The 25,633-nt window shown below is 61.8% G+C and carries 26 protein-coding genes and 2 pseudogenes; 16 read left to right on the top strand and 12 right to left on the bottom strand.

Features of this window, described 5'->3' with window-relative positions; genetic code table 11:
• The first annotated feature begins 16 nt into the window (after positions 1 to 16).
• From QYS36_RS20890 to queF, 4 genes are all read left to right on the top strand, one after another.
• Complete coding sequence (locus tag QYS36_RS20890; RefSeq protein ID WP_308841272.1) at positions 17 to 244, top strand: DUF1127 domain-containing protein; 228 nt, start codon at positions 17 to 19, stop codon at positions 242 to 244.
• 70 nt (positions 245 to 314) lie between these two features.
• The gene (locus QYS36_RS20885) at positions 315 to 1,535 is read left to right on the top strand and encodes a DNA glycosylase AlkZ-like family protein (protein ID WP_308841271.1); all 1,221 of its coding nucleotides are present in this window, start codon (positions 315 to 317) and stop codon (positions 1,533 to 1,535) included.
• Between the two features lie 87 nt (positions 1,536 to 1,622).
• The gene (gene pyrF, locus QYS36_RS20880) at positions 1,623 to 2,321 is read left to right on the top strand and encodes an orotidine-5'-phosphate decarboxylase (protein WP_308841270.1); all 699 of its coding nucleotides are present in this window, start codon (positions 1,623 to 1,625) and stop codon (positions 2,319 to 2,321) included.
• Between the two features lie 65 nt (positions 2,322 to 2,386).
• Complete coding sequence (queF, locus tag QYS36_RS20875; RefSeq protein WP_308841269.1) at positions 2,387 to 3,214, top strand: NADPH-dependent 7-cyano-7-deazaguanine reductase QueF; 828 nt, start codon at positions 2,387 to 2,389, stop codon at positions 3,212 to 3,214.
• A gap of 83 nt (positions 3,215 to 3,297) precedes the next feature.
• On the opposite strand, the gene QYS36_RS20870 is transcribed toward queF, so the two are convergent.
• The gene (locus QYS36_RS20870) at positions 3,298 to 3,564 is read right to left on the bottom strand and encodes a DUF4404 family protein (RefSeq protein ID WP_308841268.1); all 267 of its coding nucleotides are present in this window, start codon (positions 3,562 to 3,564) and stop codon (positions 3,298 to 3,300) included.
• A 233-nt stretch (positions 3,565 to 3,797) separates the two neighbouring features.
• Entirely contained in the window at positions 3,798 to 4,475 is a 678-nt protein-coding gene (locus QYS36_RS20865; RefSeq protein ID WP_308841267.1) for an HAD family phosphatase, read from the bottom strand.
• A 197-nt stretch (positions 4,476 to 4,672) separates the two neighbouring features.
• On the opposite strand from QYS36_RS20865, the gene QYS36_RS20860 reads away from it, so the two are divergent.
• Positions 4,673 to 5,374 (top strand): VacJ family lipoprotein, encoded by a 702-nt coding sequence (locus tag QYS36_RS20860; RefSeq protein WP_308841266.1) that lies wholly within the window; start codon positions 4,673 to 4,675, stop codon positions 5,372 to 5,374.
• An 81-nt stretch (positions 5,375 to 5,455) separates the two neighbouring features.
• On the opposite strand, the gene QYS36_RS20855 is transcribed toward QYS36_RS20860, so the two are convergent.
• Positions 5,456 to 5,755, bottom strand: coding sequence for a PilZ domain-containing protein (locus QYS36_RS20855; protein ID WP_308841265.1), 300 nt, complete (start codon positions 5,753 to 5,755; stop codon positions 5,456 to 5,458).
• Positions 5,756 to 5,964: 209 nt separating this feature from the next.
• Between QYS36_RS20855 and rssB the strand changes: the two genes are divergently transcribed.
• A complete protein-coding gene (gene rssB, locus QYS36_RS20850; protein ID WP_308841264.1) occupies positions 5,965 to 7,149 on the top strand; it encodes a two-component system response regulator RssB in 1,185 nt (394 codons plus the stop codon).
• Positions 7,150 to 7,157: 8 nt separating this feature from the next.
• A complete protein-coding gene (rssC, locus tag QYS36_RS20845; protein ID WP_073267832.1) occupies positions 7,158 to 7,643 on the top strand; it encodes an anti-sigma factor antagonist RssC in 486 nt (161 codons plus the stop codon).
• A gap of 58 nt (positions 7,644 to 7,701) precedes the next feature.
• Here the strand turns inward: rssC and tal are convergent, their stop codons facing one another.
• Both tal and dusA read right to left on the bottom strand, forming a co-directional pair.
• Positions 7,702 to 8,628, bottom strand: a complete 927-nt coding sequence (gene tal, locus QYS36_RS20840; RefSeq protein ID WP_308841263.1) for a transaldolase — start codon at positions 8,626 to 8,628, stop codon at positions 7,702 to 7,704.
• A 92-nt stretch (positions 8,629 to 8,720) separates the two neighbouring features.
• Positions 8,721 to 9,725, bottom strand: a complete 1,005-nt coding sequence (dusA, locus tag QYS36_RS20835; protein WP_308841262.1) for a tRNA dihydrouridine(20/20a) synthase DusA — start codon at positions 9,723 to 9,725, stop codon at positions 8,721 to 8,723.
• A gap of 123 nt (positions 9,726 to 9,848) precedes the next feature.
• Here dusA and QYS36_RS20830 point away from each other — a divergent pair.
• Positions 9,849 to 10,229: pseudogene (locus QYS36_RS20830) on the top strand (site-specific integrase); the annotation flags it as partial.
• Positions 10,230 to 10,323: 94 nt separating this feature from the next.
• On the opposite strand, the gene QYS36_RS20825 reads toward QYS36_RS20830, so the two are convergent.
• The 5 genes and pseudogenes from QYS36_RS20825 to QYS36_RS24085 all read right to left on the bottom strand — a co-directional run bounded on the left by QYS36_RS20825 (position 10,324) and on the right by QYS36_RS24085 (position 13,668).
• Positions 10,324 to 10,836: an antirestriction protein ArdA gene (locus tag QYS36_RS20825; RefSeq protein WP_308841261.1), complete on the bottom strand. Its 513-nt coding sequence runs from the start codon at positions 10,834 to 10,836 to the stop codon at positions 10,324 to 10,326.
• Positions 10,837 to 11,216: 380 nt separating this feature from the next.
• Complete coding sequence (locus QYS36_RS20820; RefSeq protein ID WP_308841260.1) at positions 11,217 to 11,828, bottom strand: hypothetical protein; 612 nt, start codon at positions 11,826 to 11,828, stop codon at positions 11,217 to 11,219.
• A complete protein-coding gene (locus tag QYS36_RS20815) occupies positions 11,807 to 12,400 on the bottom strand; it encodes a hypothetical protein (protein ID WP_308841259.1) in 594 nt (197 codons plus the stop codon). Before QYS36_RS20815 ends, QYS36_RS20820 begins: the two co-directional genes overlap by 22 nt.
• A gap of 151 nt (positions 12,401 to 12,551) precedes the next feature.
• The gene (gene radC / locus QYS36_RS20810) at positions 12,552 to 13,058 is read right to left on the bottom strand and encodes a DNA repair protein RadC (protein ID WP_308841258.1); all 507 of its coding nucleotides are present in this window, start codon (positions 13,056 to 13,058) and stop codon (positions 12,552 to 12,554) included.
• A gap of 263 nt (positions 13,059 to 13,321) precedes the next feature.
• A pseudogene (locus QYS36_RS24085) lies at positions 13,322 to 13,668 on the bottom strand (DUF1349 domain-containing protein).
• 287 nt (positions 13,669 to 13,955) lie between these two features.
• On the opposite strand from QYS36_RS24085, the gene QYS36_RS20800 reads away from it, so the two are divergent.
• Positions 13,956 to 14,663, top strand: a complete 708-nt coding sequence (locus tag QYS36_RS20800; protein WP_308841256.1) for a heavy metal response regulator transcription factor — start codon at positions 13,956 to 13,958, stop codon at positions 14,661 to 14,663.
• A complete protein-coding gene (locus QYS36_RS20795; RefSeq protein WP_308841255.1) occupies positions 14,660 to 16,033 on the top strand; it encodes a heavy metal sensor histidine kinase in 1,374 nt (457 codons plus the stop codon). The genes QYS36_RS20800 and QYS36_RS20795 overlap by 4 nt, the downstream gene beginning before the upstream one ends.
• 203 nt (positions 16,034 to 16,236) lie before the next feature.
• On the opposite strand, the gene QYS36_RS20790 is transcribed toward QYS36_RS20795, so the two are convergent.
• Entirely contained in the window at positions 16,237 to 16,365 is a 129-nt protein-coding gene (locus tag QYS36_RS20790; protein ID WP_308841254.1) for a hypothetical protein, read from the bottom strand.
• Between QYS36_RS20790 and QYS36_RS20785 the strand changes: the two genes are divergently transcribed.
• The 6 genes from QYS36_RS20785 (at position 16,346) to QYS36_RS20760 (ending at position 23,647) form a co-directional block, all read left to right on the top strand.
• Entirely contained in the window at positions 16,346 to 17,338 is a 993-nt protein-coding gene (locus tag QYS36_RS20785) for an efflux RND transporter periplasmic adaptor subunit (RefSeq protein WP_308841253.1), read from the top strand. The two genes, QYS36_RS20790 and QYS36_RS20785, sit on opposite strands and share 20 nt — an antisense overlap.
• Positions 17,338 to 20,436: an efflux RND transporter permease subunit gene (locus tag QYS36_RS20780; RefSeq protein ID WP_308841252.1), complete on the top strand. Its 3,099-nt coding sequence runs from the start codon at positions 17,338 to 17,340 to the stop codon at positions 20,434 to 20,436. The genes QYS36_RS20785 and QYS36_RS20780 overlap by 1 nt, the downstream gene beginning before the upstream one ends.
• Entirely contained in the window at positions 20,433 to 21,821 is a 1,389-nt protein-coding gene (locus QYS36_RS20775; RefSeq protein ID WP_308841251.1) for an efflux transporter outer membrane subunit, read from the top strand. The genes QYS36_RS20780 and QYS36_RS20775 overlap by 4 nt, the downstream gene beginning before the upstream one ends.
• Positions 21,822 to 21,955: 134 nt before the next feature.
• A complete protein-coding gene (locus QYS36_RS20770) occupies positions 21,956 to 22,219 on the top strand; it encodes a DUF2790 domain-containing protein (RefSeq protein ID WP_308841250.1) in 264 nt (87 codons plus the stop codon).
• 261 nt (positions 22,220 to 22,480) lie between these two features.
• Positions 22,481 to 22,780, top strand: coding sequence for a hypothetical protein (locus QYS36_RS24080; protein ID WP_374990480.1), 300 nt, complete (start codon positions 22,481 to 22,483; stop codon positions 22,778 to 22,780).
• A 207-nt stretch (positions 22,781 to 22,987) separates the two neighbouring features.
• Positions 22,988 to 23,647 (top strand): AraC family transcriptional regulator, encoded by a 660-nt coding sequence (locus QYS36_RS20760; RefSeq protein WP_308841248.1) that lies wholly within the window; start codon positions 22,988 to 22,990, stop codon positions 23,645 to 23,647.
• Here QYS36_RS20760 and QYS36_RS20755 read toward each other — a convergent pair.
• On the bottom strand, positions 23,578 to 24,504 hold the full coding sequence (locus QYS36_RS20755; RefSeq protein ID WP_308841247.1) for a sterol desaturase family protein: 927 nt from the start codon (positions 24,502 to 24,504) through the stop codon (positions 23,578 to 23,580). The genes QYS36_RS20760 and QYS36_RS20755 overlap by 70 nt on opposite strands.
• Between the last annotated feature and the right edge of the window lie 1,129 nt (positions 24,505 to 25,633).

Raw genomic sequence — 25,633 nt, 5'->3', positions numbered from 1 at the left:
TCAGGAGGAAGAAAAGATGGATCATCAGGTAGGTGTCGAACTGGCCGTGCAGCGGCAGCCCCGGCGTTTCATCGGTTGGTTCAAAAAGTGTGTGGCGCGGGTGCGCCGTTGGCGGCAGCTGGCGCATGAGCGTCAACTGCTGGCATCACTCAACGACGCCGCTTTGAAAGACCTGGGGCTGAATCGCAGTGAGGTGTTCAGCGAGGTCCAGCGGCCGTTCTGGGATGACCCGCTGCGCAAATAGGCGGCCCACGGTGGTTGGTCGATTCAGCGCGATGGGTTAGCGTATTTTCCCCCCCATCGTTGGTGCCGCCATGTCGACCATCATCAGCTTGTCTGCCGCCCAGGCACGACGTGCGGTACTTGCCGCTCAAGGGTTCGCGCAGCGCCCGCGATCAGGGGCGCCTGGCAGCCGTGCGGTCAATGGGGTGATCGAGCGGCTCGGCCTGCTGCAGATCGACTCGGTGAACGCGGTGGTGCGCGCCCATTACCTGCCGCTGTATTCCCGCCTCGGTCACTACGATCCGCAGTTGTTGCAGCAGGCCGCCTGGAGCCAGGGGCGGCAGCGCACGCTGTTCGAATACTGGGGCCACGAGGCCTCTCTGCTGCCGTTCGACTACTACCCGTTACTGCGCTGGCGCATGCAGCGAGCCAAGCAGGGGCGTGGCATCTACAAGGGGCTGGCAGCATTCGGGTGCGAGCAGCAGCCGCTGATTCGCGAGGTGCTGCAGGCGGTCACTGAGCGCGGTGCACTGGGCGCCGGCAGCCTGGCCGAGGAACGCCCGCGCAGCAGCCCCTGGTGGGGATGGACTGCGCAAAAGCAGGCGCTGGAATGGTTGTTCGCGGCTGGCGAAGTGACGGTCGCCGGGCGCCGCGGCTTTGAACGCTTGTACGATCTGCCGGAGCGGGTGCTACCGGCCTCCCTGCTGGCGCAGCAGCCTGACGAGGCCGATGCGCAGCGCTCGCTGGTGCTGCAGGCGGCCAGGGCGCTGGGGGTGGCGACCGAGCGAGACCTGCGCGATTACTTTCGTCTGCAGCCGGGCGACTGCCGCGCACGGTTGCAGGAGCTGCTCGAGGAGGGCGCGCTGAGCCCTGCCCACGTGCAGGGCTGGGCGCAGCCGGCGTATTGTGTTGCGCCCCTGAGGGTGCCGCGCCGGGTTGCTGCCTGCACGCTGCTGTCGCCATTCGACTCGCTGATCTGGGAGCGCTCACGCACCGAGCGGTTGTTCGATTTTCGCTATCGGCTGGAGATCTACACGCCACAGCACAAGCGGGTGTATGGCTATTACGTGCTGCCGTTTTTGTTCGGCGAGCGGATCGTCGCGCGGCTGGACGTACGCGCCGAGCGCAGCCAGGGATGCCTGGCGATCCATGCGGTGCACGAGGAATCCCCCGGATTGAACGAGGACGGCATCACGGCACTGGCCGGCGCGGTAAGGCGCCTGGCCGACTGGCTGGGCTTGAGTGCCATCCGCATCGCCTGTCAGCGTGGCGAAGGCGTACGGCTGGCGGCGCAGCTTGCGCACCGGTGTTAACAGGCCCTGGCCCAGCCGTCGTTGCAACCCCCATCGGCAATCGCTTGCGCTACAATGCGCGCCGAATTTTCTGCTCGAGAGTTGCTCATGTCCGCGTGTCAGACCCCAATCATCGTTGCCCTGGATTTCCCGACCCGGGAGGCGGCGCTTGCCCTGGCCGACCAGCTCGATCCCAGGTTGTGCCGAGTCAAGGTCGGCAAGGAGCTGTTCACCAGCTGTGCTTCTGACATCGTCGCCACCTTGCGTGACCGTGGCTTCGAGGTGTTTCTCGACCTGAAATTCCACGACATCCCCAATACCACGGCCATGGCCGTCAAGGCTGCTGCGGAGATGGGCGTGTGGATGGTCAACGTGCACTGCTCCGGCGGGCTGCGCATGATGAGCGCCTGCCGCGAGGTGCTGGATACCTTCAACGGCCAGGTACCGCTGCTGATCGGGGTGACCGTGCTGACCAGCATGGAACGCGAGGATCTGGCCGGTATCGGCCTGGATATCGAGCCCCAGGAGCAGGTATTGCGCCTGGCCGCCCTGGCGCAAAAGGCCGGCATGGACGGCCTGGTCTGTTCGGCACTCGAAGCGCCGGCCCTCAAGGCTGCGCAACCGGCGCTGCAACTGGTGACGCCAGGTATTCGCCCGGCCGGCAGCGCGCAGGATGATCAGCGGCGTATTCTCACCCCACGGCAGGCACTGGATGCCGGTTCCGATTACCTGGTGATCGGCCGGCCGATCAGCCAGGCCGCCGACCCGGCTGCTGCGCTGGCCCAGCTGGTCGCCGAGCTGGGCTGATCAGCCCGCCATTTTTCCGTGCGGCAGCCATGCTGCCGCACCCGTTGGATCGCAGGTAACGCCTCATGAATTCCGTGGAACATTCGCCGTTGGGCAAAAGCAGCGAGTACATCGCCACTTATTCGCCCGAACTGCTGTTTCCCATCCCCCGGGCCACCAAGTGGGCCGAGCTGGGCCTGAGCGCCGAGACGCTGCCCTATGGGGGGGTGGATTACTGGAACTGCTTCGAGCTGTCCTGGTTGCTACCGTCGGGCAAACCGGTGGTGGCCATCGGCGAGTTCGCGATTCCGGCCGACTCGCCGAATATCATCGAGTCCAAGTCGTTCAAGCTGTACCTGAACTCGCTTAACCAGTCGGTGTTCGCCACTGCGCAGGCGTTGCGCGAGGTGCTGGAGAAAGACCTCTCGGCTACCGCCGGCAAGCCGGTGACGGTGCGGGTGCGCAGCCTGGACGAAGCCGTTCGGGAGGGGCTGACGGCGTTGCCGGGGCGCTGCATAGATGACCTGGATATCAGCATCAGCAACTACGCCGCGCCCCAACCGGAGCTGCTGGCCTGCGACCCGACGCAAATCGTCGAGCAGTGCCTGCACAGCCATCTGCTCAAGTCCAACTGCCCGGTCACCGGCCAGCCGGATTGGGGCAGTGTGGTGGTCGAGTACCGCGGTGCGGCGCTGGATCCGGCGAGCCTGCTGGCCTATCTGGTGAGCTTCCGCCAGCACGCGGATTTCCACGAGCAGTGCGTGGAGCGCATCTTCCTGGATCTGCAAAAGCGCCTGCAGCCCGAGTACCTGACCGTGTACGCGCGCTATGTGCGCCGCGGCGGCCTGGATATCAATCCGTACCGCACCACGCTGGCCGAGGTGCCGGCGAACCGGCGTCTGGTTCGGCAATAAGCGTTTGCCACAGGTCATCTGCCAGGGTGGCGGTGCATAAAAAAACCAGCCGGATGGCTGGTTTTTTGTTTGTGGCGCCGGAATCAGATTCCCATGTTGGCCAGGCTCTGCATGATGTTGCGCAGGCTGCCGGCAAGGGTCGGGTGGCTCACCTCGAAGCGCTCCACCGCCAGGTTGACCCCATCGACCAGCGAGGCATCAGGGGTGGTCACCGGTTGCGCCGCCAGTTGCAGCTCGATGTCGCGGGCGAGCAGTTCGAGCGACTCGCGATCTTCTTCGTTTTCCGGCGGGTGTTCGACCAGTTGCTTGCGCAGCTCTTCCAGTTGCTGCTGCAGATGGTTCGCAGGCATGGGACTCTCCCTCTCTTGATAGGCAAGACAATTGACCGTGCGGCGCGACGAAAGGTCAGTACTTCGATTCAGCCTAGGCTCTGTACGAAAAGTACCTGCGCTCGATGATGCTTCGTTAAAAATCGGTTCGGCCTGCTCATTTACAGCTCGTAAACTCCGCGGCCTCACCGATTTTTGCCTCGCCTGACCTTCGCTCGGAGACTTTTCGTACAGAGCCTAGCTCAACAGGGAGGTCAGGGTTTCTCGCCTTTACTGCGACGAATCTGCAGGTGCTCGAGGCAGGCGGGCAGGTCGGTGAGCTGGTCGATCACCGAATGAGCGCCGAGCCGGTAGAGCGAAAGGGTGGCGTCAGCGCGCAAGCGCTCGCGTTGCCGCTCGTCGAGCAGCTGCCAGTCAGCCAGCGCGTGGCCGGCCAGTGAGCCGCAGGCGGCCAGACCCACGGTCCACAGGCCTGCATTGAGGCCTGCCTGCAAAAGGCGCGGCTCGCCGCTGACCAGCACGCAGCCCTCCAGGCGTTCGATCTGCAGCGCCGCCAGGGCCTGCCAGCAGGCATCCGGTGCCGGCCAGCTGCGCTGGGTGCAGGCCGGGGAGGCTGCCAGCCAGTCGGGCAGGTGGCTGGTCAGCTTGTCGGTCAGGCTTGGCGGCAATTCATCCAGCCAGGCGCAGGGCACCCCCTGCTCATGCAGGGTGCGCAAGGTACTCAGTGCACCCGGAGTCGGTTCGGCGCAGCTGTCCAGCTCCAGGCTGCCGATTGGCTGGCGCGCTGCGCTGCCGCCTTCACGCACCAGCGCCAGGTGCCGCTGACCGCTCAGGGAAGCGCTGCGGGCGCCGAAGTCCACCAGGCAGCCGGACAGGCCGAAGAGGATGGCCGTGAAGGGAGAGGTGGCGGCGCAGAACGCGGGCTGAGGCATGGGTGTCGTTCCCTGGCGATGATCGCGCCCACGATGGCAAGCCAATGTGACGATGGCGTGACACGCGTCCTTCCCCAGACATGCGGTAGCGTGAAGCGCGTCCCAGGCGCCACGGCGCGCTGCCTATTGCCGGCAGACGGCTTTATACTACGGCGCTGCCGCCGGACAGGCTGCGCCCATAGCCTAGGAGATAGACAATGCGTTTGATTGGACCCGATTGGATCGCGAGCCTTGGTCGGATGCTGGCCTGTGCCGGTCTGATGGCCCTGCCGCTGGCAGGCCAGGCGGCAACGGAAGACCCCTGGGAGTCATTCAACCGTCCCGTCTTTCGTTTCAACGATGCCGTCGATACCTACGCCCTCAAGCCAGTGGCCCAGGGGTATCGCAAGGTGACCCCGCAATTCGTCGAAACCGGCGTGCACAACGTATTCCGCAACATGTGGGAGGTCGGCAACCTGGTCAATAACCTGCTGCAGGGCAAGGTGCACGATGCGGGTGTGGATACCAGCCGGCTGCTGTTCAACACCACCCTGGGTGGCCTGGGTTTCTTCGACGTGGCCACCCGCATGGGCCTGCAGCGCAGCGACGAAGACTTCGGCCAGACCCTGGGCGCGTGGGGCGTGCAAAGCGGCCCGTACCTGGTGTTGCCGCTGCTTGGCCCGAGCTCGCTGCGTGACGCGCCGGCCAAGATCCCGGACAGCTTCCTGACCCCGTATCCCCATATCGATCATGTGCCGACGCGCAACGTCACCCGCGGCGTCAATATCGTCGATACCCGCGCCAGCCTGCTGGATGCCGAACGCATGGTCAGCGGCGACAAGTACATCTTCATCCGTAACGCCTACCTGCAGAACCGCGAGTTCCGCGTGCGCGATGGTGATGTGGAAGACGACTTCTAGAAAGGCAATAGGCCGCAGCCGCAAGGCCGCTGGCTTGAGACGGGCGTGATGGAGGCGGGCTCCATCACGTTACTGCTTGTTTCAGCTCATCGAGGTGACGGCAAGGCCTAGAACCTGCCGGCCATCGTCCAGGTCCGTGACCCTGACCACTTCCGCTTCGGTTTCCAGCCCCTTGAGCGAATCATGGCTCGACGGGATCAGCACGCTCACCCTGTCGCCGACCTTCGCCTGGCACTGCGCCTCGATCTGCATGCCGGTGCTCGACAGGTCCCGACACAGTGCTGGCACCGACTGGCCGCCGTGATTAAGCGTTACCTGGGTTTCCAGGCGCATGCGAATGTAATCGCGCTTTTCCGTGTAATCACGATCATTCTGGCTCATCAGGCTATCCTCATTGAAGGTCGGGGCTTTGTTGCGGTTCTTATAACCCTCGTCCATTTAAGGTGTAAAGCCGCTCGGCGGCAACGTCGCCTGTTGAATCACGTTGAGGATGGGAGTACCGTCTGCGCCTTGACGCGAACCGTGTACCCGCGCAGGTCGTTGGCTGCGTTTACGCTAACCATCCCCGGCGCAGTTTGCCTGGACACCCCATGCACAAAACCAGTGCCACATTGCTGCTGATCGATGACGACGAAGTCGTCCGCGCCAGCATTGCAGCCTACTTGGAAGACAGCGGCTTCAACATCCTGCTGGCCGGCAACGGCCTGCAAGGTCTCGAAGTGTTCGAGCGCGAACGACCTGACCTGGTCATTTGCGATCTGCGCATGCCGCAGGTCGACGGCCTCGAGCTGATCCGCCGCATCAATGCGCTGGAAGTCTCCGCGCCAATCATCGTGGTCTCCGGCGCCGGGGTGATGACCGATGTGGTCGAGGCGTTGCGCCTGGGGGCTGCCGACTACCTGATCAAGCCCCTCGAAGACCTGGCCGTGCTCGAGCATTCGGTGCATCGGGCGCTGGATCGTGTGCACCTGCGCCAGGAGAACGAGCGCTACCGCGAGAAGCTGGAAACCGCCAACCGCGAGCTGCAGGCCAGCCTGCATCTGTTGCAGGAGGACCAGAACGCCGGGCGCCAGGTGCAGATGAACATGCTGCCGGTCACCCCGTGGGAAGACGAGGGCCTGTCGTTCGCCCACCAGATCATCCCGTCGCTTTACCTCTCTGGTGACTTCGTCGACTACTTCCGGGTCGACGAACGCCGCGTGGCCTTCTACCTGGCGGACGTGTCCGGCCATGGCGCCTCGTCGGCCTTCGTCACCGTGCTGCTCAAGTTCATGACCACGCGCCTGCTCTACGAGTCGCGGCGCAACGGCATGCTGCCCGAATTCAAGCCCTCGGACGTGCTCAGCCATATCAACCGTGGCCTGATCAACTGCAAGCTGGGCAAGCACGTGACCATGCTCGGCGGGGTGATCGACGAAGAATCCAATCGGCTGACCTACAGCATCGGCGGCCACCTGCCGCTGCCGGTGATGTACACCGGTGGCCAGGCCTATTACCTGGAAGGCCGTGGCCTGCCGGTCGGCCTGTTCAAGGAGGCCGACTACAACAACCAGGAAATCGACCTGCCCGAATCGTTCAGCCTGACGCTGTTGTCCGACGGCATCCTCGACTTGCTGGATGGTGAAAACCTGCAGGAAAAAGAAGCCTTGCTGCCCAAGCTGGTCAGCCAGGCAGGTGGAACCCTGGATGGGTTGCGTAGCGTGTTTGGACTGGCCAATCTGGCGGAGATGCCGGATGATATCGCCTTGCTGGTGTTAAGCAGGAACCTTGCATGAATCCTGGGATAAGCCCCGGTAGAATCCAGTTTGCCGAACAGGATGGCACCTTCGTCCTGAAGTTCATCGGTGAAGTACGCCTGACCCTGTGTTCGGCGCTGGATTCCACGATCGAGAAAATTTTCACCGCGCTGAATTTCTCCGCCATCGTCATCGACCTGACGGAAACGCGCAGCATCGACAGCACCACCCTGGGGCTGCTGGCCAAGCTGTCGATTCTGTCGCGGCAGAAGGTTGGCCTGCTGCCGACCGTGGTGACCACCCACGCCGACATCACGCGACTGCTGCAGTCGATGGGCTTCGATCAGGTGTTCAACATCATCGATCAGCCCTACGAGTGCCCGAATTGCCTGGCCGACCTGCCGTCGCAGGATCAATCGGAAGAGGTGGTGCGTGCCCACGTGCTGGAGGCGCATCGCATCCTCATGGGCCTGAACGAGTCGAACCGCGCGGCCTTCCATGACCTGGTGAGCGCGCTCGAACAGCACCCCTGATCGATAGGCAAAAAAACGGGGCGCCGACAGCATCGGCGCCCCGTTTTGCGTTTCAGGTTCAGCTGTTGGCGGTTAGCAGCTTTTCCAGCTTCTCCTGATCACGGGCGAACTGGCGGATGCCTTCGGCGAGCTTTTCGGTGGCCATGGCGTCTTCGTTCATGTCCCAGCGGAACTGGCTTTCGCTGATGCGCGCTTCACTCTGCCCGGAAACCTCGGTGTTGAGCTTGCGCTCCAAGGTGCCGTTGTCGTCGGCCAGTTGCTGCAGCAGCTCGGGGCTGATGGTCAGGCGATCACAGCCGGCCAGCTGCTCGATCTGGCTGATATTGCGGAAGCTCGCGCCCATGACCACGGTCTTGTGGCCCTGGGCCTTGTAGTAGTCGTAGATGCGCGCTACTGACTGCACGCCGGGGTCTTCTGCGCCAACGTAGTCACGGCCTTCGGCCTTCTTGTACCAGTCGTAGATGCGCCCCACGAACGGCGAGATCAGGAAGGCGCCGGCATCGGCGCAGGCGCGCGCCTGGGCGAAGGAGAAGAGCAGGGTGAGGTTGGTCTGTACGCCGGATTTTTCCAGCTGCTCGGCGGCGCGGATGCCTTCCCAGGTCGAGGCGATCTTGATCAGGATGCGTTCGCGGCTGACGCCAGCTTCTTCATACAGTTCGACCAGGCGCTTGGCACGGCTCAGGGTGGCCTGGGTGTCGAAGGACAGACGGGCGTCCACTTCGGTGGAGATGCGCCCGGGAATTACCTGTAGGATTTCCCGCCCAACGGTCACGCCAAAACGGTCACTGGCCAGGTCGACATCGCCCTTGCTCGCCGTCACCGCCTGCTTGAGCAGTTCGGCGTAGCGGGGCAGCGCGGCGGCCTTGAGCAGCAGCGACGGGTTGGTGGTGGCATCGACCGGCTTGAGACGGGCGATGGCGTCGATGTCGCCGGTGTCGGCAACCACGGTGGTGAACTGCTTGAGTTGATCCAGCTTGGAGGTCATGGCACGGCCTTGTCGATTCGAGTGCCACGACCTTACCTGAGCCTCAGTTGCCGCTCAACTGGTGGCACGGCAGTTGATCCGCCGTGCTCGAATCAACGGCCCTGCAGGAGTTCGGCGGCCTGGTCGAAAATGGCCAGCGGCTGGTCGCTCTTGTGGATGTCTGCCGACAGCAGCTGACGGAAGCGGCGGGCTCCGGGGAAGCCCTGGGCCAGGCCGAGCATGTGCCGCGTGACGTGGTGCATCAGGCCGCCAGCGGCCATATGGCGCTTGATGTAAGGGCGCATGGCGAGCATCGCCTCCAGGCGGCTGATCGGCGCGCGTTCGCTGCCGAACAACTGCCTGTCGACCTCGGCCAGCAGGTACGGGTTGTGGTAGGCCTCACGGCCGAGCATCACGCCGTCGAAGGTCTGCAGGTGCTGCTGGCAGGCCTCCAGCGTCTTGATGCCGCCGTTGAGGATCAGTTCGAGATCAGGAAAGTCCTGCTTGAGCTGGGCAGCAACATCGTAGCGCAGCGGCGGAACCTCGCGGTTTTCCTTGGGCGACAGGCCGGACAGAATGGCGATGCGCGCGTGCACGGTGAAGCTGCGGCAGCCGGCATCGCGCACCTGGCCGACGAAATCGCAGAGTTCTGCGTAGCTGTCGCGCCCGTCGATACCGATACGGTGCTTGACGGTGACGGGAATGCTCACCGCATCGCCCATCGCCTTGACGCACTCGGCGACCAGCGCTGGGTGGGCCATCAAGCAGGCGCCGATCATGTTGTTCTGCACCCGGTCACTGGGACAACCGACGTTGAGGTTCACCTCGTCATAGCCCGCCTGCTCGGCAAGCCGCGCGCAGGCAGCCAGATCCGCCGGGTTGCTACCGCCCAGCTGCAGCGCCAGGGGATGCTCGCTCTGGTCATGGTGCAGAAACCGCTGGGTATCGCCATGCAGCAACGCGCCGGTGGTGACCATCTCGGTATACAGCAGTGCGTGTTGCGACAATTGGCGCAGGAAGTACCGGCAGTGGTGGTCCGTCCAATCCATCATCGGTGCCACGGAGAATCTTCGAGAGAGCACAGGGCCCGTATTCTCTGGCTTTGACGTCTCTATCATGGGGGCTCCGGGATGTGTGTCGCCAACGTGTTTTCGGGTGTTTACGAGGCTTTTTTAGGCTCTGGTGGTACGGCGTACCACTTGATATCTTCCTTGTACCAACGGGAAAAAGGAGGTACCACCTTGGCAACGATCAGAGGGCGCAAGCGTGCTGACGGCACGATGAGCTACACCGCTCAGATACGAATCAAGAAGAATGGCGCGCAAGTTTACACGGAGAGCCAAACGTTCGCCCGCAAGAAGGCCGCAGAGGCTTGGGCGAAACGGCGAGAAACGGAGCTCAGCGAGCCAGGTGCAGTGGTGCTAGCTAAAACGCCGAAGGTGCAGCTCAAGGATGTGATAGCGCAGTACCTCGCGGAGGTTGGCAAGGCACAGCCGCTAGGGATTACGAAAGAGAAGACCTTGGAGCGTATCGCTAACTCGTATCTCGGCCAGATGGCCCCTGTCGAGTTAACTAGCCAGGTGCTGGTGGACTTCGCCTTGTGGCGTATGAGCAAAGATGGCAGAAAGCAAATCAGCTTTTTGGGAGAGTGGGTGCGAAGGGCAGGGCTAAGCATCGGGGGCATCGGCTGACCCGATGCCCATGAGAACTCATTGCTCAACGGTTCCAAAAAACATGTACCTGCTCGAAGCTGGTCTCTAAGGTGAATACGTCCCCGGTGTACTCCATGTCGCGTGCCATGGATCGATAGTCGATATACATCGCCAAATGCTGCGGGATATTGGTCGTCTGCTCGGTCAGCTCCTGAGCGTATTCGGCCAGGGAGCTGTAGCAGCCACAGTAATCGTTCTCGGCTGCCTTGCGCGCCTGCGCTATGTCATTGAAATGAACAAGCAGGGCGCCTCCGAACTCGGGGTGCTCGTCGATGAAACAGGCAGTCTCATGAGCGTTTTCAAGGCTATCGTGCTCACTAATTCGGTAGCCGCCGAAGCCCTCGAGGTCGTGGATAGCGTATTCCTCTGCTCCTTTGACTGGCGAGGCTGCGAGCATGGCACTGACCCGTGCCTGGATCTCGTCTAGTTCAAGGGTGGCGTCTATCCAGATGCCATGCAGGTGGCCTGCGTTGTAGGCGGCAAGGTCGGCAACGTAGATCCTGATTTCTTCGCTCATGGCTTTCGCTCCTTCGTCTTCAGGGTTCTGCGCTCGCGCTGCGCATGAACCCCTGCCGACTAGGGCGACTAAGGATGTCGTGAAAAAATCAGGAAAAATCGCGGAGGCTCCACCTAGCGCAGCGGCCAGGTGGAAACCGTCTATTTTTCTTGATTTTGAGGGGCGAGAACCCCTGCTTTTAGCTGAGCGAAAGGCGTGAATTAATCTGCTGCCAAGTGATTGATTTGCCATGGCAGCTGTTCTCAAGCGAATGACGGAGAGAGTGTTACCACCCAGCCAGTCAATCCTGCCAGACGCTCCGACTGAGCGATAACGGCGCAATTATCCCACAGCCTCAGGACAGCAGAGTGGCCAATCGACTTAAGAGAATGAGCAGACGATCACCTCGTTGTCGAACAGGGGCTGTAAATCTCCAGCACATCGACTTCTTCCGTGATGACGCTAGTGGCAAGTCCAGTCCGTAACAAAGTTGTCTGCTTGACCTTCTCGCCGGTAGGTCGCTGGAAGTTAATGTCCTGGCCAGTAAAGCTGCGCTGCCCATTGCTGTGAAGGTAGTCGAATAGTCGCGCTTTGAAGCGAGTGTTGATCTCATCCCGGTCAGCTTCTAAAGGCCCCAACATGTAGGCTTCATCTTGGGTGAAAGTGAAGAATATGCCGTCTGCAGCGCCGCCGCCTGGGACGGTTGAACAGAGCACATCCCCAGACTTGAGCGTGCGCGCTGCTACGTAGTGATCATCGACAACATGGGCCATTACCAGCCCGTATGGAGTCAGGATTCCTACGCCTTTTTCGGGCTTGCAGCCAGGCGCACTGCCGTAGGGATGCACACACCAATTCATCCTCGAGGAGTCGAGGACTTCAGTTAGCTTAAGATCTTGCCTGATTTGCTGCTGCGCCTCGGGCGTATCGTAGCGAACGCTCGTGCACGCACTCAGCAGGGCGACTGTCACCGCCAATATCGGCATTCGCATCACTTCTTGCTCCCAGGGCACGGGGTGAAAATCTCCTCGATCTCAGTACCGACCACAATGGGAATTGGCCCGCTGGGCATCGATATATTGTGGACGCTGTAGTCCTTGTTACCGGTCTCGCGCGTAAAGGTCGCTGCTTCCCCTGTCAGGTATGGCTGCCCATTGGCTAGCAGCGTCTTGATGACCTTTGCACGATATTCAGGGTTATTCACTGACGGCGACCTGTGCACTTCGGTGTAAGGGATCACCGAGACGGCCAGCTTATCCTTGAAGATGTAGAAATTCTGCCCGTCATGATCACTGATGCACTTCACGTCGCCAGTCTTGATGATGTCCTTTTTTACGTAGGCACCTTTCTCGTAATCAACCAGCAGAAGGCTGTCAGGCGTCAGGACGCTTATAGCGGAGGTGTACTTACAGCTAGCCCGTCCACCGATCAGCAGCCAACAGTAGCTCGTTTGAGCGGTGTCGCTAATTTCGGTGAGCTTCAGGTCGTGCTTGATCTGCTGTCGAGCCTCGGGCGTTTTATGCTGAATGTTGGTGCAGGCGGCGAGAAGGAGGGCGGTCGAAGTGATGGCTGCATAGCGGAGCATGATCAGTCCTTTGATTGAGGGGGATGCGTGACAACTCGGTAGCTGACTCGGCGGGGTGGCCAAAGAGAGCTAGATACCTTTGTCCATAGAATTCGGCTCCGGTTCGGCACTTTATGCATTCGCAGCAAAAGGGGGCTAAGCCCCCTTAGGCTCAAAGCAAACCTTCTTCAGCGAACGACACGGTGCGCTCACCAGCTACGATGATGTGATCCAGGGATCGAACCTCGACGAGCGCCAGGGCCTCTTTCAGCCTTTGTGTTAGCGTCCGATCTGCCTGACTTGGTTCGGGGTTACCGCTGGGGTGGTTGTGCGCGTAAATCACTGCAGCAGCATTCACGCGCAGTGCCTCCTTGACCACTTCCCGCGGGTATACCGAGGCGCTATCGATGGTGCCTCGGAACATCTCGACGTACTGGATCAGGCGGTGCTTGGCATCCAGGAACAGTGCCGCAAAGATCTCGTGTTCGAAGCCCGCCAGCTTGGTGACCAAGTACTCCTTGACCAGTTCTGGCGAAGTAAACGCAGCACCACGCTGTACCTTCTGATCAATGACCTGACGAGCCGCTGCCAGGATCTGCTCGGCAGTGGCTGGCGCATAGCGACCTCGCTCGTCGCGAATCAGCAGGGAAGAGTCAAAGGCGAGAGAAAGCTGAGACATGATCATGCTCCAGTTGCGGGCGGAATTGCCCGGAACCGGCACAAGCACGACGCAGCGCAGCTGTCAGGGGGCGATAGCCGGCCTTGCCGCAAGCACGCGAAGCGTGAGCAGCCCTTGACGGCGAGAACGCCGTGATAGGGTCAGAGGAAACAGCAAGACCGTCATTCCACCGATCTCACAGGCGCCACCAGCAAGCGAAGCGCGCAGGCTTCAACAAGGGGTAGAGCGGCGGCTGTAGCCGCCAACAGCCAACTGCATTCCAGTCAGGTCGTGAGGGTCTTTCGTAGTGGCCGGAGCGATTCAAACTCCGATAACCGGACAACAAGCCCCCGGCGCTCCGGCGTACAAGCCGTAGGCCCAACCTGGTAAGTACTCGCGACTGGGAAAGGAACCAACCGCAGAAGTGGCCAGAAACTTCCATCGCGGGACGCCTGAATACGCATCGCACCATTCGAAAGGGTGACGCGGATGTAAAAGTCTTCTAGCTCCTTGAAGGGCTGTGAGATTGACCAATCTGATTTCCCATCGGTAACGACAGTGCTCAGAAATGCTTCCCATCGGTGAACTCGACGCCCGTCTTGACCCAGCGTTTCTCGTCGATACGATCCATCAGGCCGGCCTGGTCGTATAAAGAGCGGAATTCGTCCTGTGAGGCGACGGAAGTATTCAGCCATTGCCCACTTCTAAAATCGACATTCATTCCAAGGCTCCATTAGCCAAGAGATTGGGGGCTTCGCTGGCTCAATATTCGAAGGTGGTGTAAATACGAATTGTGACTTTTCTGACAGGAATGTCAGGGAGCGGTCAGCTTGCCGACACTCAGGGTTGGGTATGCTGATGTGTGATATGGGCAGTAGGCCGTCAGGCGACCTGCGCCTAATGAGAGGGAGGAACCGTATGCGTCTGCTCATCGTCGAGGATGAAGAAAAGACCTCCTCCTATGTGGATCGGGGTTTGACCGAGCTGGGATATATCGTCGATGTCGCCAGTAATGGCATCGACGGTCTGCATTGCGCGCTCGAACTGGACTACGACGTGGTGGTTCTCGATGTGATGCTGCCGGGCAAGGACGGCTACGGTGTGTTGCAGGGGCTGCGTCTGCAGAAGAAGACCCCGGTCATCATGTTGTCGGCCCGGGGCACGGTAGAGGATCGCGTGCGCGGATTGCGCGAAGGTGCCGACGACTACCTAGGCAAACCCTTTTCGTTCGTCGAACTGGTCGCGCGGATCCAGGCGCTGATCCGTCGCCGCGCCAGCGATAGCGCCGACCTCACGCACCTGTGCATCGACGACCTGGAGATGGACCTGCAAGCGCGCAAGGTCACCCGAGCCGGGTTGCGCCTGGATCTCACGGCCAAGGAGTTCTCCCTGCTCAGCCTGCTGGCGCGGCACCAGGGGGAAATTCTCTCCAAGTTGATGATCGCCGAACAGGTCTGGGACATGAATTTCGACAGTGACGCCAACGTGGTCGAGGTGGCGATCAAGCGTGTCCGGGCCAAGGTAGACGCCCCCTATGCGCGCAAGCTGCTGCACACCGTGCGCGGCATGGGCTATGTGCTGGAAAGCCGCGAAGAAAGTGGCCGGCAAGGCGACAGCCTGGTATGAAGGGATCAATCGCCAGGCGGCTGGCCCTGATGTTCGCGTTGGCAGCCATCGTGATCACCTCGACCAGCGCCGTGCTGTTGCGCTGCTCGTTGAAGCAGTCGCTGGAAACCCAGATGCACAACGAGCTGGCCCTGCGCCATTCGGTGCTTGACCCGGTGCTCTCGAAGTATGGATCGCCGGCGATGTGGGCGGTGATGCGCGACAAGTTGGACGGCCTAACGCCCGCTGACCAGCGGGTGCGATACTGGGTATTGAGCGATGACCCGGTTTACCACTATGGCGGCGCAATGCCGGATGGCGTGGATCGCTCCAGGCATGCCGACGGCTTCGCGATCATGGAAATACCCGGCCAACACTGCCCGATGACGCTGCTGAGCAAGACCATACCCGCGCAGGGGAGCCGTCCGCAGCTGCGCTTCATCGTCGGTCTGGATTCGACGCCGTTCATGGCGACCCTGGGCAATTTCACCAAGACCCTGATCCTCACCTCGGCACTGGGCATCGCCCTGGCGGTGCTGCTCGGTTACTGGGTGTCGCGCTTTGGCCTGGAGCCGGTGCGGCGCCTGAGCAACCAGGCCAACAGCTTGCCGCCCGGCGACTCGAAGCAGCGCCTGGAAACCGAGGCGCTACCGGCCGAGTTGCAGGAACTGGCGGTGTCGTTCAACGGCGCGCTGGCGCGCCAGGAAGCGGCCTGGTGTCAGCTCGAAGGCTTCAACGCCAACGTCGCCCATGAGCTGCGTACCCCGCTGACCAATCTGATCGGCCAGACCCAGGTGGCACTGGTCCACGAGCGTGATGCCAACGAGCTTCAGGACCTGCTGCAGTCCAACCTGGAAGAGCTCGAGCGCATGGGCAATATCGTCAACGACATGCTGTTCCTGGCCGGGGCGGAAAGCGGGCAGCGAGCCACTGAGCTAAGCGATGTTTCGCTGTACGAGGAGGCGTCCAAGACCGTGGAGTATCTTGAGCCCGCCCTGCTCGACAAGCAGTTGAACGTGGTCATCCAGGGCGACATGCGGGTGCGCATCGACCGGCGCCTGTTTCATCGCTCCCTGGCCAATCTGCTGCACAATGCCGCGCGCTATGCCGCGCCGGCAAGCACCATCACGGTCAGCCTGGTGGGCGACGGCCTGCAGGCAGAGGTGAGCGTTTCCAACGCCGGTGAGCCTATCGACAGCGCGCATCTGGAGCACTTGTTCGAGCGCTTCTATCGTGCCGACGCCGCCAGGGCGCGCAGCGACGCGCACCATGGCCTGGGCCTGTCCATCGTGCGGGCAGTGGCGTCTATGCATGGCGGTCGTGTATTTGCCCGCAGTGAACAAGGGCTCAATACCTTCGGCTTCTCCCTGACCAGCGACACGCTTCGCTGATTGTCGCGCTCCGCTTCGGCGGCCTGGCTCTTACGAGCGCCTGACATCTTCCTGTCAGTAAGCGGTCACCTTGACGTCAGTCTCTGCGCCCTAGAGTGCGACCACTATCTAGGGGAGGGGAATGTCGTGGCTATGCCCAATGCGTTCAGGAAATGGCTTGGTTCGGCTCTGTTCACGGGCTGCGCGGCAGTTGCCGGCGGTCTCTACTTCTGGCCTTCATCATCGGTGGCGACGGCTAGCGCAGCGGCGCCGGCGGCGCCGGCGGCGGTGCCTGTACGGGTCAGCACGGTGGCGCAGCGTTCGGTGCCGGTAATGGTCAGAGCACTGGGCACCGTGCGTTCCCAGCGCAGCGTGGAGATTCGGCCGCAGGTCGATGGTCTGCTGGTCGAGCTGCCGGTCAAGGAAGGGCAGTTCGTCAAGCGTGGCGATCTGCTCGCACGCATCGATGATCGCAGCATTGTGGCTGCCCTGGATCAGGCCAAGGCACAACTGGCCGTGGCCCAGGCCCAATTGGCGTCCGCCAGCCTGGACCTGGGCCGTTATGAGTCGCTGGCCAAGAGCCAGGCCGTTTCAACCCAGACCCTGGATCAGCAGCGTGCCCTGGTGGCCCAGTTACGGGCCGCCGTACGCACCGAGCAAGCCAGCATGGCGGCGCGCCAGGTGCAGCTTTCCCATACCCGCATCCTTGCGCCGAACGATGGTCGGGTCGGTATTCATAACGTGCATGAAGGCGCCTTTGTAAGGATCGGAGAGGCGCAGGGACTGTTCTCCGTTACGCAACTGGACCCCATCAGTGTCGAGGTGGCGCTGCCCCAGGGGATGTTGCCGCAATTGCAGGCGCTGCTCGAGCGCGAGAACGATCCGGCGCCGCTGCAGGCGTACGCGGGGCACGGCGGCGAGCTGCTCGGCGAGGGGCGTTTGGCATTGCTCGACAACCGGGTGCTGAGCCAGAGCGGGACGATCCGGGTCAAGGCCGACTTCGCCAATGTCGAGGGTCGCCTGTGGCCGGATCAATCGGTCACGGTGAACCTGCAGGTACAGACCTTGCCTGACGCCTTGGTGGTGCCACAGCGGGCACTGCGCCAGGGGAGCGATCAGGTGCTGGTCTGGCGGGTGGTGGACGGCAGTGTCGCGCCGCAACCGGTACAGGTGCGCCACAGCGATGACCAGTTCGCCGTGGTCAGTGGCCTGAGCGCTGGCGATACCGTGGTGATCGATGGGCACTCGAGGCTGCGTCCGGGAACTGCCGTGCGCATTCTCGACGAGGCCCAGGCGGCTGCAGTGACCGAGCGGAGGGTGTTCTGATGACCGGTCGCAGCCTGTATGCCTGGTTCATGGATCATCCGGTTGGCACCATTCTGCTGACGCTCGCCCTGGTACTGCTGGGTATTCTGGCCTTTCCACGGCTCTCGATCGCGCCCCTGCCCGAGGCGGATTTCCCGACCATCCAGATTACCGCCAGCCTGCCGGGGGCCAGCGCCGAGACCATGGCCTCGTCGGTGGCGACACCGCTGGAGGTACAGCTCAGCACCATCTCCGGGATCACCGAGATGACCTCGTCCAGCTCCCTCGGCCAGCTTACCCTGAACCTGCAGTTCAGCCTGGAAAAAGACATCGACAGCGCGGCCCAGGAGGTCCAGGCAGCGATCAACACCGCCGCGGCGCGGCTGCCTGAAGACATGCCAAGCCTGCCGACCTGGCGCAAGGTCAACCCGGCGGACAGTCCGATCCTGATCCTCAGCGCCAACTCCGACAGCCTGTCGATGACCGAACTCAGCGACCAGGCCGAAACCGTCCTGGCGCGGCAGCTGAGTCAGGTCCAGGGCGTCGGCCTGATCGAAGTCGTTGGCCAGCAACGGCCTGCCATCCGCATCCAGGCGCGCCCGGAAGTCCTGGCCGGCGCCGGAGTGACATTGGCCGATATCCGCGAGGCCGTGCAGCGCTCCAGCGTCAACCTGCCCAAGGGTGCGCTGTTCGGCGACAACCGTATCTCCACCCTGGCGGTCAACGACCAGCTGTTCGAGGCGCACGAGTACGCCGACATCATCGTCACCTATCGCAATGGCTCGGCGGTGCGGATCAAGGACCTCGCCACGGTCCAGCTGGGCGCGGAAAACGACTACAGCCAGTACTGGCCGAATGGCCGACCGGGTGTGGCCCTGGTGATCCGGCGCCAGCCGGGGGCCAATATCGTGGCCACCGCCGAGCGTATCCAGGCCGCCCTGCCGGGCTTGCACGCGGCGCTGCCGGCGGCCATGGAGGTCGAGGTGCTCAATGACCGTACCCGCACCATTCGCTCCTCGCTGCATGAAGTGATGCTGACCCTGGTAATCGCCATTGTGCTGGTCGTCGGGGTGATGGCGCTGTTTCTGCGCCAGTGGTCGGCGACCCTGATCGTTTCAACCGTACTGGCGGTTTCCCTGATAGCGACCTGTGCGGTGATGTACCTGGCGGGCTTCAGCCTGAACAACCTGACACTGGTTGCCATCGTGATCGCCGTGGGCTTCATCGTCGACGATGCCATCGTCGTGGTCGAGAACATCCACCGCCACCTGGAGGCAGGTGAAAGCCGCTATGGCGCAGCGCTCAAGGGTGTGCGCGAGATCGGCTTCACCGTAGTCTCGATCAGCGTTTCGCTGGTGGCGGCGTTCATTCCGCTGCTGTTCATGGGCGGCGTGATCGGCCGCCTGTTTCGTGAGTTTGCGTTGACGGCGACAGCGGCCATCCTGATCTCCGTGGTGGTCTGCCTGACGTTGGTGCCAACGCTGGCGGCGCTGTTCATGCAGGCACCCAAACACCGCGAGGGCAACGCGGCGGGCTTCACCAGCAGGCTGGTCAGTGGTTACGACCGCGCGCTCTGTTGGGCGCTCGACCACCAACGCAGCATGCTCGGTATCTTCATGCTCAGCGTGGTCTTGAGCGTGACCAGCTTCGTGATGATTCCCAAGGGGTTCTTCCCGCTGCAGGACACCGCCTTCGTCATCGGCTTCACCCAGGCCGCGCCGGATATCGCCTATGACGAGATGGTCGCCAAGCATAAGCAACTGGAGGCGATCTTCAGCCAGGATCCGGCGATCATCAGCTACAACCATGGGGTCGGTGGCGCCACCAGCGACTCCATTGGCAATGGGCGCATCTGGCTGGTGTTGAATGACCCTGGCCAGCGTGACGAAAATGTCAGTCAGGTCATCGACCGCCTGCGCCCGCAACTGGCCCAGGTGCCCGGGATTCAGGTGTTCCTGCGGGCCGCTCAGGACATCAACATCGGCGTTGGGGTGCCACGTGCCCAGTACCAGTATGTGCTGCGCGCGCAGAGCAGTGCCGAGTTGGCACAATGGACCCGGACGCTCACCGAGCGTCTGCGGCAGCTGCCAGCGTTCCAGGATGTTTCCCATGACCTGCAGCTGGACGCCAACATCACCCGCCTGACCATTGACCGGGACGAGGCGGCCCGTTACGGGTTCTCGGCCGCGGATGTCGACAACGCCCTGTATGACGCCTTCGGCCAGCGGCAGATCAACGAGTACCAGACCGAGACCAACCAGTATCAGGTGGTGCTCGAATTGAGCACGGCGCAACGCGGTGACGCCGAGAGCCTGGCGTTCTTCCACCTGCGCTCGCCGACAACCGGCGAGATGGTGCCGCTGCGTGCCTTCGCGCGCCTCGAGGCGCAGGAGAGCGGTCCCCAGGTCATCGCCCACAACGGTATGCTGCCTGCGGCCAATATCTCCTTCAACCTGAGTGCGGGTGTGGCCTTGGGGGATGCGGTGGCGCAGCTCGACGCGCTGCAGCTGGAGGTCGGTATGCCGGCCTCGGTCACCGGTACTTTCCAGGGCGCGGCCCAGGCGTTCCAGGCGTCGCTGGCCAGCCAGCCGTTGCTGATCCTTACCGCGATGCTTGCGGTTTACATCATCCTCGGTGTGCTCTACGAGAGCTTCGTCCACCCGCTGACCATCCTGTCGACGCTGCCTTCGGCGGGCATCGGCGCCATTCTGCTGCTGTGGGCCTGGCAACTGGACTTCTCGATCATGGCCTTGATCGGGCTCATCCTGCTGATCGGCATCGTCAAGAAGAACGGCATCCTGTTGATCGATTTTGCTTTGCATGCCCAGCGCCTCGAGGGCTTATCGCCACGGGAGGCGATCCACCAGGCCTGCCTGACCCGCTTTCGGCCGATTCTGATGACCACCCTGGCCGCATTGCTCGGCGCGGTGCCCCTGATGCTGGCGTTCGGCACCGGGGCCGAGCTGCGTGAGCCGCTGGGCGTAGCCATCGTCGGCGGGCTGATGCTCAGCCAGGTGCTGACGATGTTGACGACGCCGGTGGTCTACCTTGCGCTGGACCGCCTGTCGCGGCGCCGCAGCCAGGCCCTGGCTGCACAGCCCGCGGGAGGTGCGCTATGAAGCGGCCCCTGTACAGGCGAGCCTCGCTCGCGCTGATGGCGGTGCTCGGCCTGGCCGGTTGTGCGAGCCAGGAGCCCGCCCAGCGAGCGCTGGTGACGGCGTCAGCCACAACGCCCTCGACGTTGGCCACCCTGTCGCCACGCTGGTGGGAGAGCTTCGAGGATCAGTCGTTCGAGCGCCTTATCGGTCTGGCATTGCGTGACAACCTGAACCTGCTGAGTGCCACCGAGCGGGTCCGCGAGCGGCGTGCCCAGCGCAGTCAGGCGGCTGCCGCGCTGCTGCCCGACATCGCCATCGGCGCTGATTACGGGGCTTCCCGCAACGCCCTGGACGGCCGTGCGACCGCGCATTTCTACGGCCTGGACCTGGCCTGGGAGCTGGATGTATCCGGGCGGCTGCGGGCCTTGCGCAATGCCGGCGATGCCGAGCTGCGGGCTGCCGCCGAGGACTATCGCAGCTTGCGCATCGGGCTGATGGCGGAAGTCGCCAACACCTACCTGAGCTATCGCCTGGCGCAGCAGCAACTGGCGATCGCCACCCGTGCCAGCGCGACACAGCGGGAAACCGCCCGGGTGACTCGTGAACGTTTCGCCCAAGGTACCGTGAATCGCCTCGATGTCGAGCGCATCGAAGCCCAGGTGCAGGTGACCGAGGCGCAAATTCCGCTTGCCCGGCAGCAACAGGTCGATGCGCGTTATGCGCTGGCCTATTTGCTGGCGGCCGAGCAGCAGGCGGTCGACGCGATCCTGGCGCAGGGCGCCGAGACGCTCCGCCAGCCGCGCCAGGATGCCCTGACGAGCCTGCTCGAGGTGCCCGTGGAGATCCTGCGGGAACGGCCGGACGTCCGCGCCGCCGGTGAGCGCCTGCAGGCAGCGGGTGAGGCGCTGGCTGCCAACCGGGCGGCGCGTTACCCACAACTGACGCTGGGCGCCCTGGGCGGGTTCGAGCGTGGGGCCAGCGCGCCTGCCTGGTCATTGACCGCTGGGCTGCTGCAGCCGCTGTTCGACTTTGGGCGCATCCGCGCTGGTATCGAAGCCAGTGATGCACGTCGGGCTCAGGCGCTCCTAGCTTACGAGACGTCGCTGCGCCAGGCACTGCGGGAAACCCAGAGCGCCATTCACGCCTATGGCCAGGACTGGCAACGCCAACAGCGTCTGGACCAGGCCGTGGCTGCCGCCACGCGCGCCGTCGAGCTGGCGCGTAACCAGTACGAGGTGGGCACCGTGTCACTGCTGGAGGTACTGGACGCCGAGCGCAGTCTGTTCGACATCCAGCGCAGCCAGGCGCAGGCCAGCAGCGATGTATCACGGTGCTGGGTCGAGCTGCACCGGACCATGGGCATTGCCCCGCAGGCTGCTGCCGACGCACTCGCCGCGCGCAAGTGATCAGGCTCAGCCAGCAGGTGCCTGGCGCGGGCATGCCAGGCGGTAGTCGCTATTCACCGGCTCGGGTGCGCTAAGCCACCTGGGCCTTATGCAGGACCGTTCAGGCTGCGGATCATCAGCCTTGTGGAGTTCAGATGAAACGTCAAACCGGGTTGATCGCAGGCCTGCTGGGCCTCTGGGTTTTAAACAGCTCGCCACTGCAGGCTGAAGAGCGTGGCGAAACCACGGCCTATACCTATGGCATGAAGCTGGATATCGCCAAGGTCATTCGCATCGAAGAGCCGCAGTCGCCGACCTGTGAGGTGGTGCAGGTGAAAATGACTTACCTGGATTCACAAGGAAGCACGCAGACGCTTAGTTACCTGAAGCTGGCTGATGTCTGTGTCAGTAATGGCTAGTAACTTCCGGTAGGCCATAGCCCCAGGGGTTGCCGTCGATATGCCAACACAGCGATAGATGGGCAGCATCTTCTGCAGAATAGTTGTTGAAGTTGGGGCGGAATTATCCTAGGGCTTGCTGACGGGATTTATGCTTGCCTGAAACGGCCGGGCGGTGGTCGAGCAGATCGATGCAGATATGGATGCGCGGCTAAAAGCTATTTCCGGCAGCACCGAAAATGCCTGGGTAGGTTTCGGCGTCGCTGCCAGGGGCATTTGGAAATGGCTCTGGAGCCAGAAATCCATCGCCTGATGCTGCGAGATGCCAGGGCCGTCCTGGGCGGCACATCGCCAGAGCCGCAGCGTCATTGCATCGAGTCCATGCAGCGTCTGATCGACGACCTTATCGAGCAGGGCGTGGTTGTCGAAACGGCTTCCGAGGCGTTGGCATCGTTGATCTACGGCAGTTTGTCCGAAGCCGCGTTCTGGATTGCCGAGCAAGAGGGCTCCGTGCGGTTGGCACGTGGGGTCAGTGCTTTGAATTTGCTGCTGCGGGGGTTGTTGATAGAGCCCCCTAAGTAGCATCAGGTCGCCTCAAACTTTAAGGCTGCTGTTGGGCGCGGTGCGCTTCATCTCCGGCCTTGAAGCACTACGCAAGTTGTAGCAATCGACGTTTTGGTAGGTTGCTGAGGGGGCTAAAGCTCCTTCGCGTATCGCTATCTGGAGTGCATGAGATTGTCACAGACTGGTTCGAACAGGCTTATCCAGCCCTGGCAGGGTGAGCTCTGGATGGAACCCGATTACGCGTTGTTCAAAGGGCTGTCGGGGCACGCCACCCAGCACCGTCATTACGCTCACCAATGCATCAGTGTGCTGCAAGTCGACCAGGCTGGCTCGTGGCGCTGGATCGAGTCGATGCAGGCGCATGAGGCCGATATGCCAGGTGCTGTCGTGCTTGCCGTCTATGCCGAACCGCTGTCGTTCAGCCTCTGCAGTTTGCATGCCCTCGCCGAAGTGGCCTCGGCATTGTTACCTGGGCTGGCAAAGGCAATGCAGGCAATTGCTCGGCAACCGATCCCAGAGCGTCTGCAGGCCGCGTTGCTGCGGATGGACGAGCAACTGCAGGGCAAAGTCAGTGCTGCCGATCTCGCCTGCAATGTGCACACCTCGCAGAGTCACCTACAGCGTCTCTTCGATAGCCGTCTCGGTCTTTCGATAAGACGCATGGTGTTGTGGCGGCGACTGCGTCTGGCCCTGCGCCTCGCTATCCAGGGGCATTCGCTGACCGAGGCGGCACACGCTTCAGGCTTTGCAGACTCCGCACATCTGTCGCGAACATTGAGGGGCATGTTTGGCATCAGCGGGCGACAGAATCTGCGTCATTTATCTCTTCGCCTGCTTCCGCTAGCCCACCCAGATGGCGTGGCAGAGGTGGATCCGCTGGCTTGAGTGCCACGGGCACGAATGGCTGCAGCAATTGCGCCATATACCCCTGGGGGTAGTCCGGTTGTGAGCCGATACCAAGGTCGTTTGCGTGCAACTCCAAACCCTTCAGTGAAAGCAGTGCCCATCAGCCGATCCCAAAAACTGAGGAGCAGCGCGAAGTTCACATCACCGGCACGGCCGTATTTGATGCGGTGATAGCGGTGTACCGGAGCCCAGACGAAAAGCCGATCAAGATAGCCGACTCGAATATCGACATTGCTGTGCTGCAGCAGCAATTGGATGGCGATCGCAAAAGCCAGTAGCGCTGCGATATTTTCCGGTAAGCCCAAGAGCAACAGCGGGGCGATGCCGGCGATGGCCTCGAGAAATTGGTGCGCAGGGTGCTTCATCAACCCATTGAAATCATACAAGCGTTTCGGGCTCTGGTGAACGGCATGCAAGCGCCACAGCCATTTGTTCTGGTGGCTGGCCCAGTGCATGAGCGTGATGCCGAGGTCCGCAGCGAGTATGGCAATTACCAGCTGCAGGCCAATCGGCCATTGATCAGGCCACAGGCCCAAGTCGGGAAATAACAGGGCAAACCATGGGAGAGCCATGATGCTCAGGCAGTTGAGGCTCTCGTTGGTGACGGCATGCAGGCTGTCCCTCAAGCCGTCTCCCAGGTTCTTACTCCATTCGCCCTTGAAAGGCAGCTTCCATTCAGTGATGAATGAAATGGCGATGGCAATGGCAATGGCGAGCATCAGCAGCGCTATCAATGCCCAAAGCGGCGCACCTTGCCGCTCAGTCAGCCAGCACGCCGAAGCAATGAATCCGAAGAAGAACAGGGGCGCATAAAGGGCCCGACCCAAGTTGGCCATGAGAAAGCTTCATGTCAGGGAGCCTCATGATCAGCTGACGATGGCCATTGATACTTGAACAAAGCGATCAACATCCCTGCCTTGGAGCTACTGGCTACTGTTGCAAAGCGAAGAAGGGGAGGTGAAAAGACCAGGGTGTTTCGTCAGTGTACGCAACGTGGTCTCTAGGTCAGCAAATATCAGCGCTTTGAGCAGCACCCGGCCACCGCCCGGGAGCTCGAGCGTAACGCGCGCATTTCCAAGATCGTTGGCTACCCGAACAAATTCGTGACCGGAGAGCGAACTTGGATGCCTGGGTATAAGCCGAAAGGTAAGGGCGTTGTTACCCTAGACGCTTGCAAGTCAGCATCTCGACAGGTTGCCAAAGCACAGGGGCCTTCAAAAAACGCTCAGGCGGTGGTAACCGGTGGAGAGGTGATTGGTAACCGTCGAAGTGGGGTCTATCATCTGCCTGCCGGCTGCCCAAGCTACGGCCAGGTTTCTGAAAAAATCAGGTGATCTTTGGCTCTGAGTCCGACGCGGTGGATGCGGGTTTACGCAAGGTGGGTAACTGCAGATGAGTGAATCTCAGCAGGTCGGGATCGATGCCCTAGCTCACGACTCCGGGCTGGATGAGCGTACCGACCGGCAAATCGGCGTCAGAGAACTGGAAAGTCCAGTCGATAGAAGCCCCTGGCTGAGTTGAACGCTAAAAATGTAGCTAAATCCGCCGAGGTTGAAACGAAGCGGTTGCTATAAAGTCCGTTCAGCCAAAAGGCTGAACGTTGGAAAATGACCTTGCTCAGAGTTAGCATTGCAGCGAGGTTTATCATGGCCAGACCGTCTTAGAATCGTCAAAAGCAGGGAACTCTGGATCGCAATGGCGTCATCCATGTGTCGGCGGAGGGTCTAGCAATCACTTGCTATGACAAAGAAGGGCATACGCTAGTAAATACTAGGTTATCTAACCTTCAGCTCCGTAATGAAACGCTCATTTCAGCCGCGATCCACCATCTGTATGGAAAAGTTCGGGATGCCGAGCCATCTGAATGAGCGTGGCTGAGCCTGTTGGCACCGTGGCCAGTGCCGTATCAGCGCTTCTAAAACTGACAAAGAGTCGGGGGCGCATTTGCCCAGTACTGGAGTGATT

Source organism: Pseudomonas sp. G34, assembly GCF_031119625.1.
Classification (GTDB): Bacteria; Pseudomonadota; Gammaproteobacteria; order Pseudomonadales; family Pseudomonadaceae; genus Aquipseudomonas.
Note: the sequence above shows the minus strand (reverse complement) of the source record. Positions and strands in the feature narration are given on the sequence as shown.

Excerpts from the sequence above, each read along its gene's own strand:
- QYS36_RS20800 (WP_308841256.1), top strand. The coding sequence starts at position 13,956 with ATGCGTCTGCTCATCGTCGAGGATGAAGAAAAGACCTCCTCCTATGTG.
- QYS36_RS20825 (WP_308841261.1), bottom strand. The coding sequence starts at position 10,836 with ATGAGCGAAGAAATCAGGATCTACGTTGCCGACCTTGCCGCCTACAAC.
- QYS36_RS20755 (WP_308841247.1), bottom strand. The coding sequence starts at position 24,504 with ATGGCCAACTTGGGTCGGGCCCTTTATGCGCCCCTGTTCTTCTTCGGA.
- QYS36_RS20775 (WP_308841251.1), top strand. The coding sequence starts at position 20,433 with ATGAAGCGGCCCCTGTACAGGCGAGCCTCGCTCGCGCTGATGGCGGTG.
- QYS36_RS20865 (WP_308841267.1), bottom strand. The coding sequence starts at position 4,475 with ATGCCTCAGCCCGCGTTCTGCGCCGCCACCTCTCCCTTCACGGCCATC.
- QYS36_RS20785 (WP_308841253.1), top strand. The coding sequence starts at position 16,346 with ATGGTCAGAGCACTGGGCACCGTGCGTTCCCAGCGCAGCGTGGAGATT.
- QYS36_RS20780 (WP_308841252.1), top strand. The coding sequence starts at position 17,338 with ATGACCGGTCGCAGCCTGTATGCCTGGTTCATGGATCATCCGGTTGGC.
- pyrF (WP_308841270.1), top strand. The coding sequence starts at position 1,623 with ATGTCCGCGTGTCAGACCCCAATCATCGTTGCCCTGGATTTCCCGACC.
- QYS36_RS20885 (WP_308841271.1), top strand. The coding sequence starts at position 315 with ATGTCGACCATCATCAGCTTGTCTGCCGCCCAGGCACGACGTGCGGTA.
- queF (WP_308841269.1), top strand. The coding sequence starts at position 2,387 with ATGAATTCCGTGGAACATTCGCCGTTGGGCAAAAGCAGCGAGTACATC.
- radC (WP_308841258.1), bottom strand. The coding sequence starts at position 13,058 with ATGTCTCAGCTTTCTCTCGCCTTTGACTCTTCCCTGCTGATTCGCGAC.
- rssB (WP_308841264.1), top strand. The coding sequence starts at position 5,965 with ATGCACAAAACCAGTGCCACATTGCTGCTGATCGATGACGACGAAGTC.
- dusA (WP_308841262.1), bottom strand. The coding sequence starts at position 9,725 with ATGATAGAGACGTCAAAGCCAGAGAATACGGGCCCTGTGCTCTCTCGA.
- QYS36_RS20855 (WP_308841265.1), bottom strand. The coding sequence starts at position 5,755 with ATGAGCCAGAATGATCGTGATTACACGGAAAAGCGCGATTACATTCGC.
- QYS36_RS20795 (WP_308841255.1), top strand. The coding sequence starts at position 14,660 with ATGAAGGGATCAATCGCCAGGCGGCTGGCCCTGATGTTCGCGTTGGCA.
- QYS36_RS20860 (WP_308841266.1), top strand. The coding sequence starts at position 4,673 with ATGCGTTTGATTGGACCCGATTGGATCGCGAGCCTTGGTCGGATGCTG.
- QYS36_RS20870 (WP_308841268.1), bottom strand. The coding sequence starts at position 3,564 with ATGCCTGCGAACCATCTGCAGCAGCAACTGGAAGAGCTGCGCAAGCAA.
- QYS36_RS20770 (WP_308841250.1), top strand. The coding sequence starts at position 21,956 with ATGAAACGTCAAACCGGGTTGATCGCAGGCCTGCTGGGCCTCTGGGTT.
- QYS36_RS20890 (WP_308841272.1), top strand. The coding sequence starts at position 17 with ATGGATCATCAGGTAGGTGTCGAACTGGCCGTGCAGCGGCAGCCCCGG.
- QYS36_RS20760 (WP_308841248.1), top strand. The coding sequence starts at position 22,988 with ATGGAACCCGATTACGCGTTGTTCAAAGGGCTGTCGGGGCACGCCACC.
- QYS36_RS24080 (WP_374990480.1), top strand. The coding sequence starts at position 22,481 with ATGGCTCTGGAGCCAGAAATCCATCGCCTGATGCTGCGAGATGCCAGG.
- QYS36_RS20815 (WP_308841259.1), bottom strand. The coding sequence starts at position 12,400 with ATGCTCCGCTATGCAGCCATCACTTCGACCGCCCTCCTTCTCGCCGCC.
- tal (WP_308841263.1), bottom strand. The coding sequence starts at position 8,628 with ATGACCTCCAAGCTGGATCAACTCAAGCAGTTCACCACCGTGGTTGCC.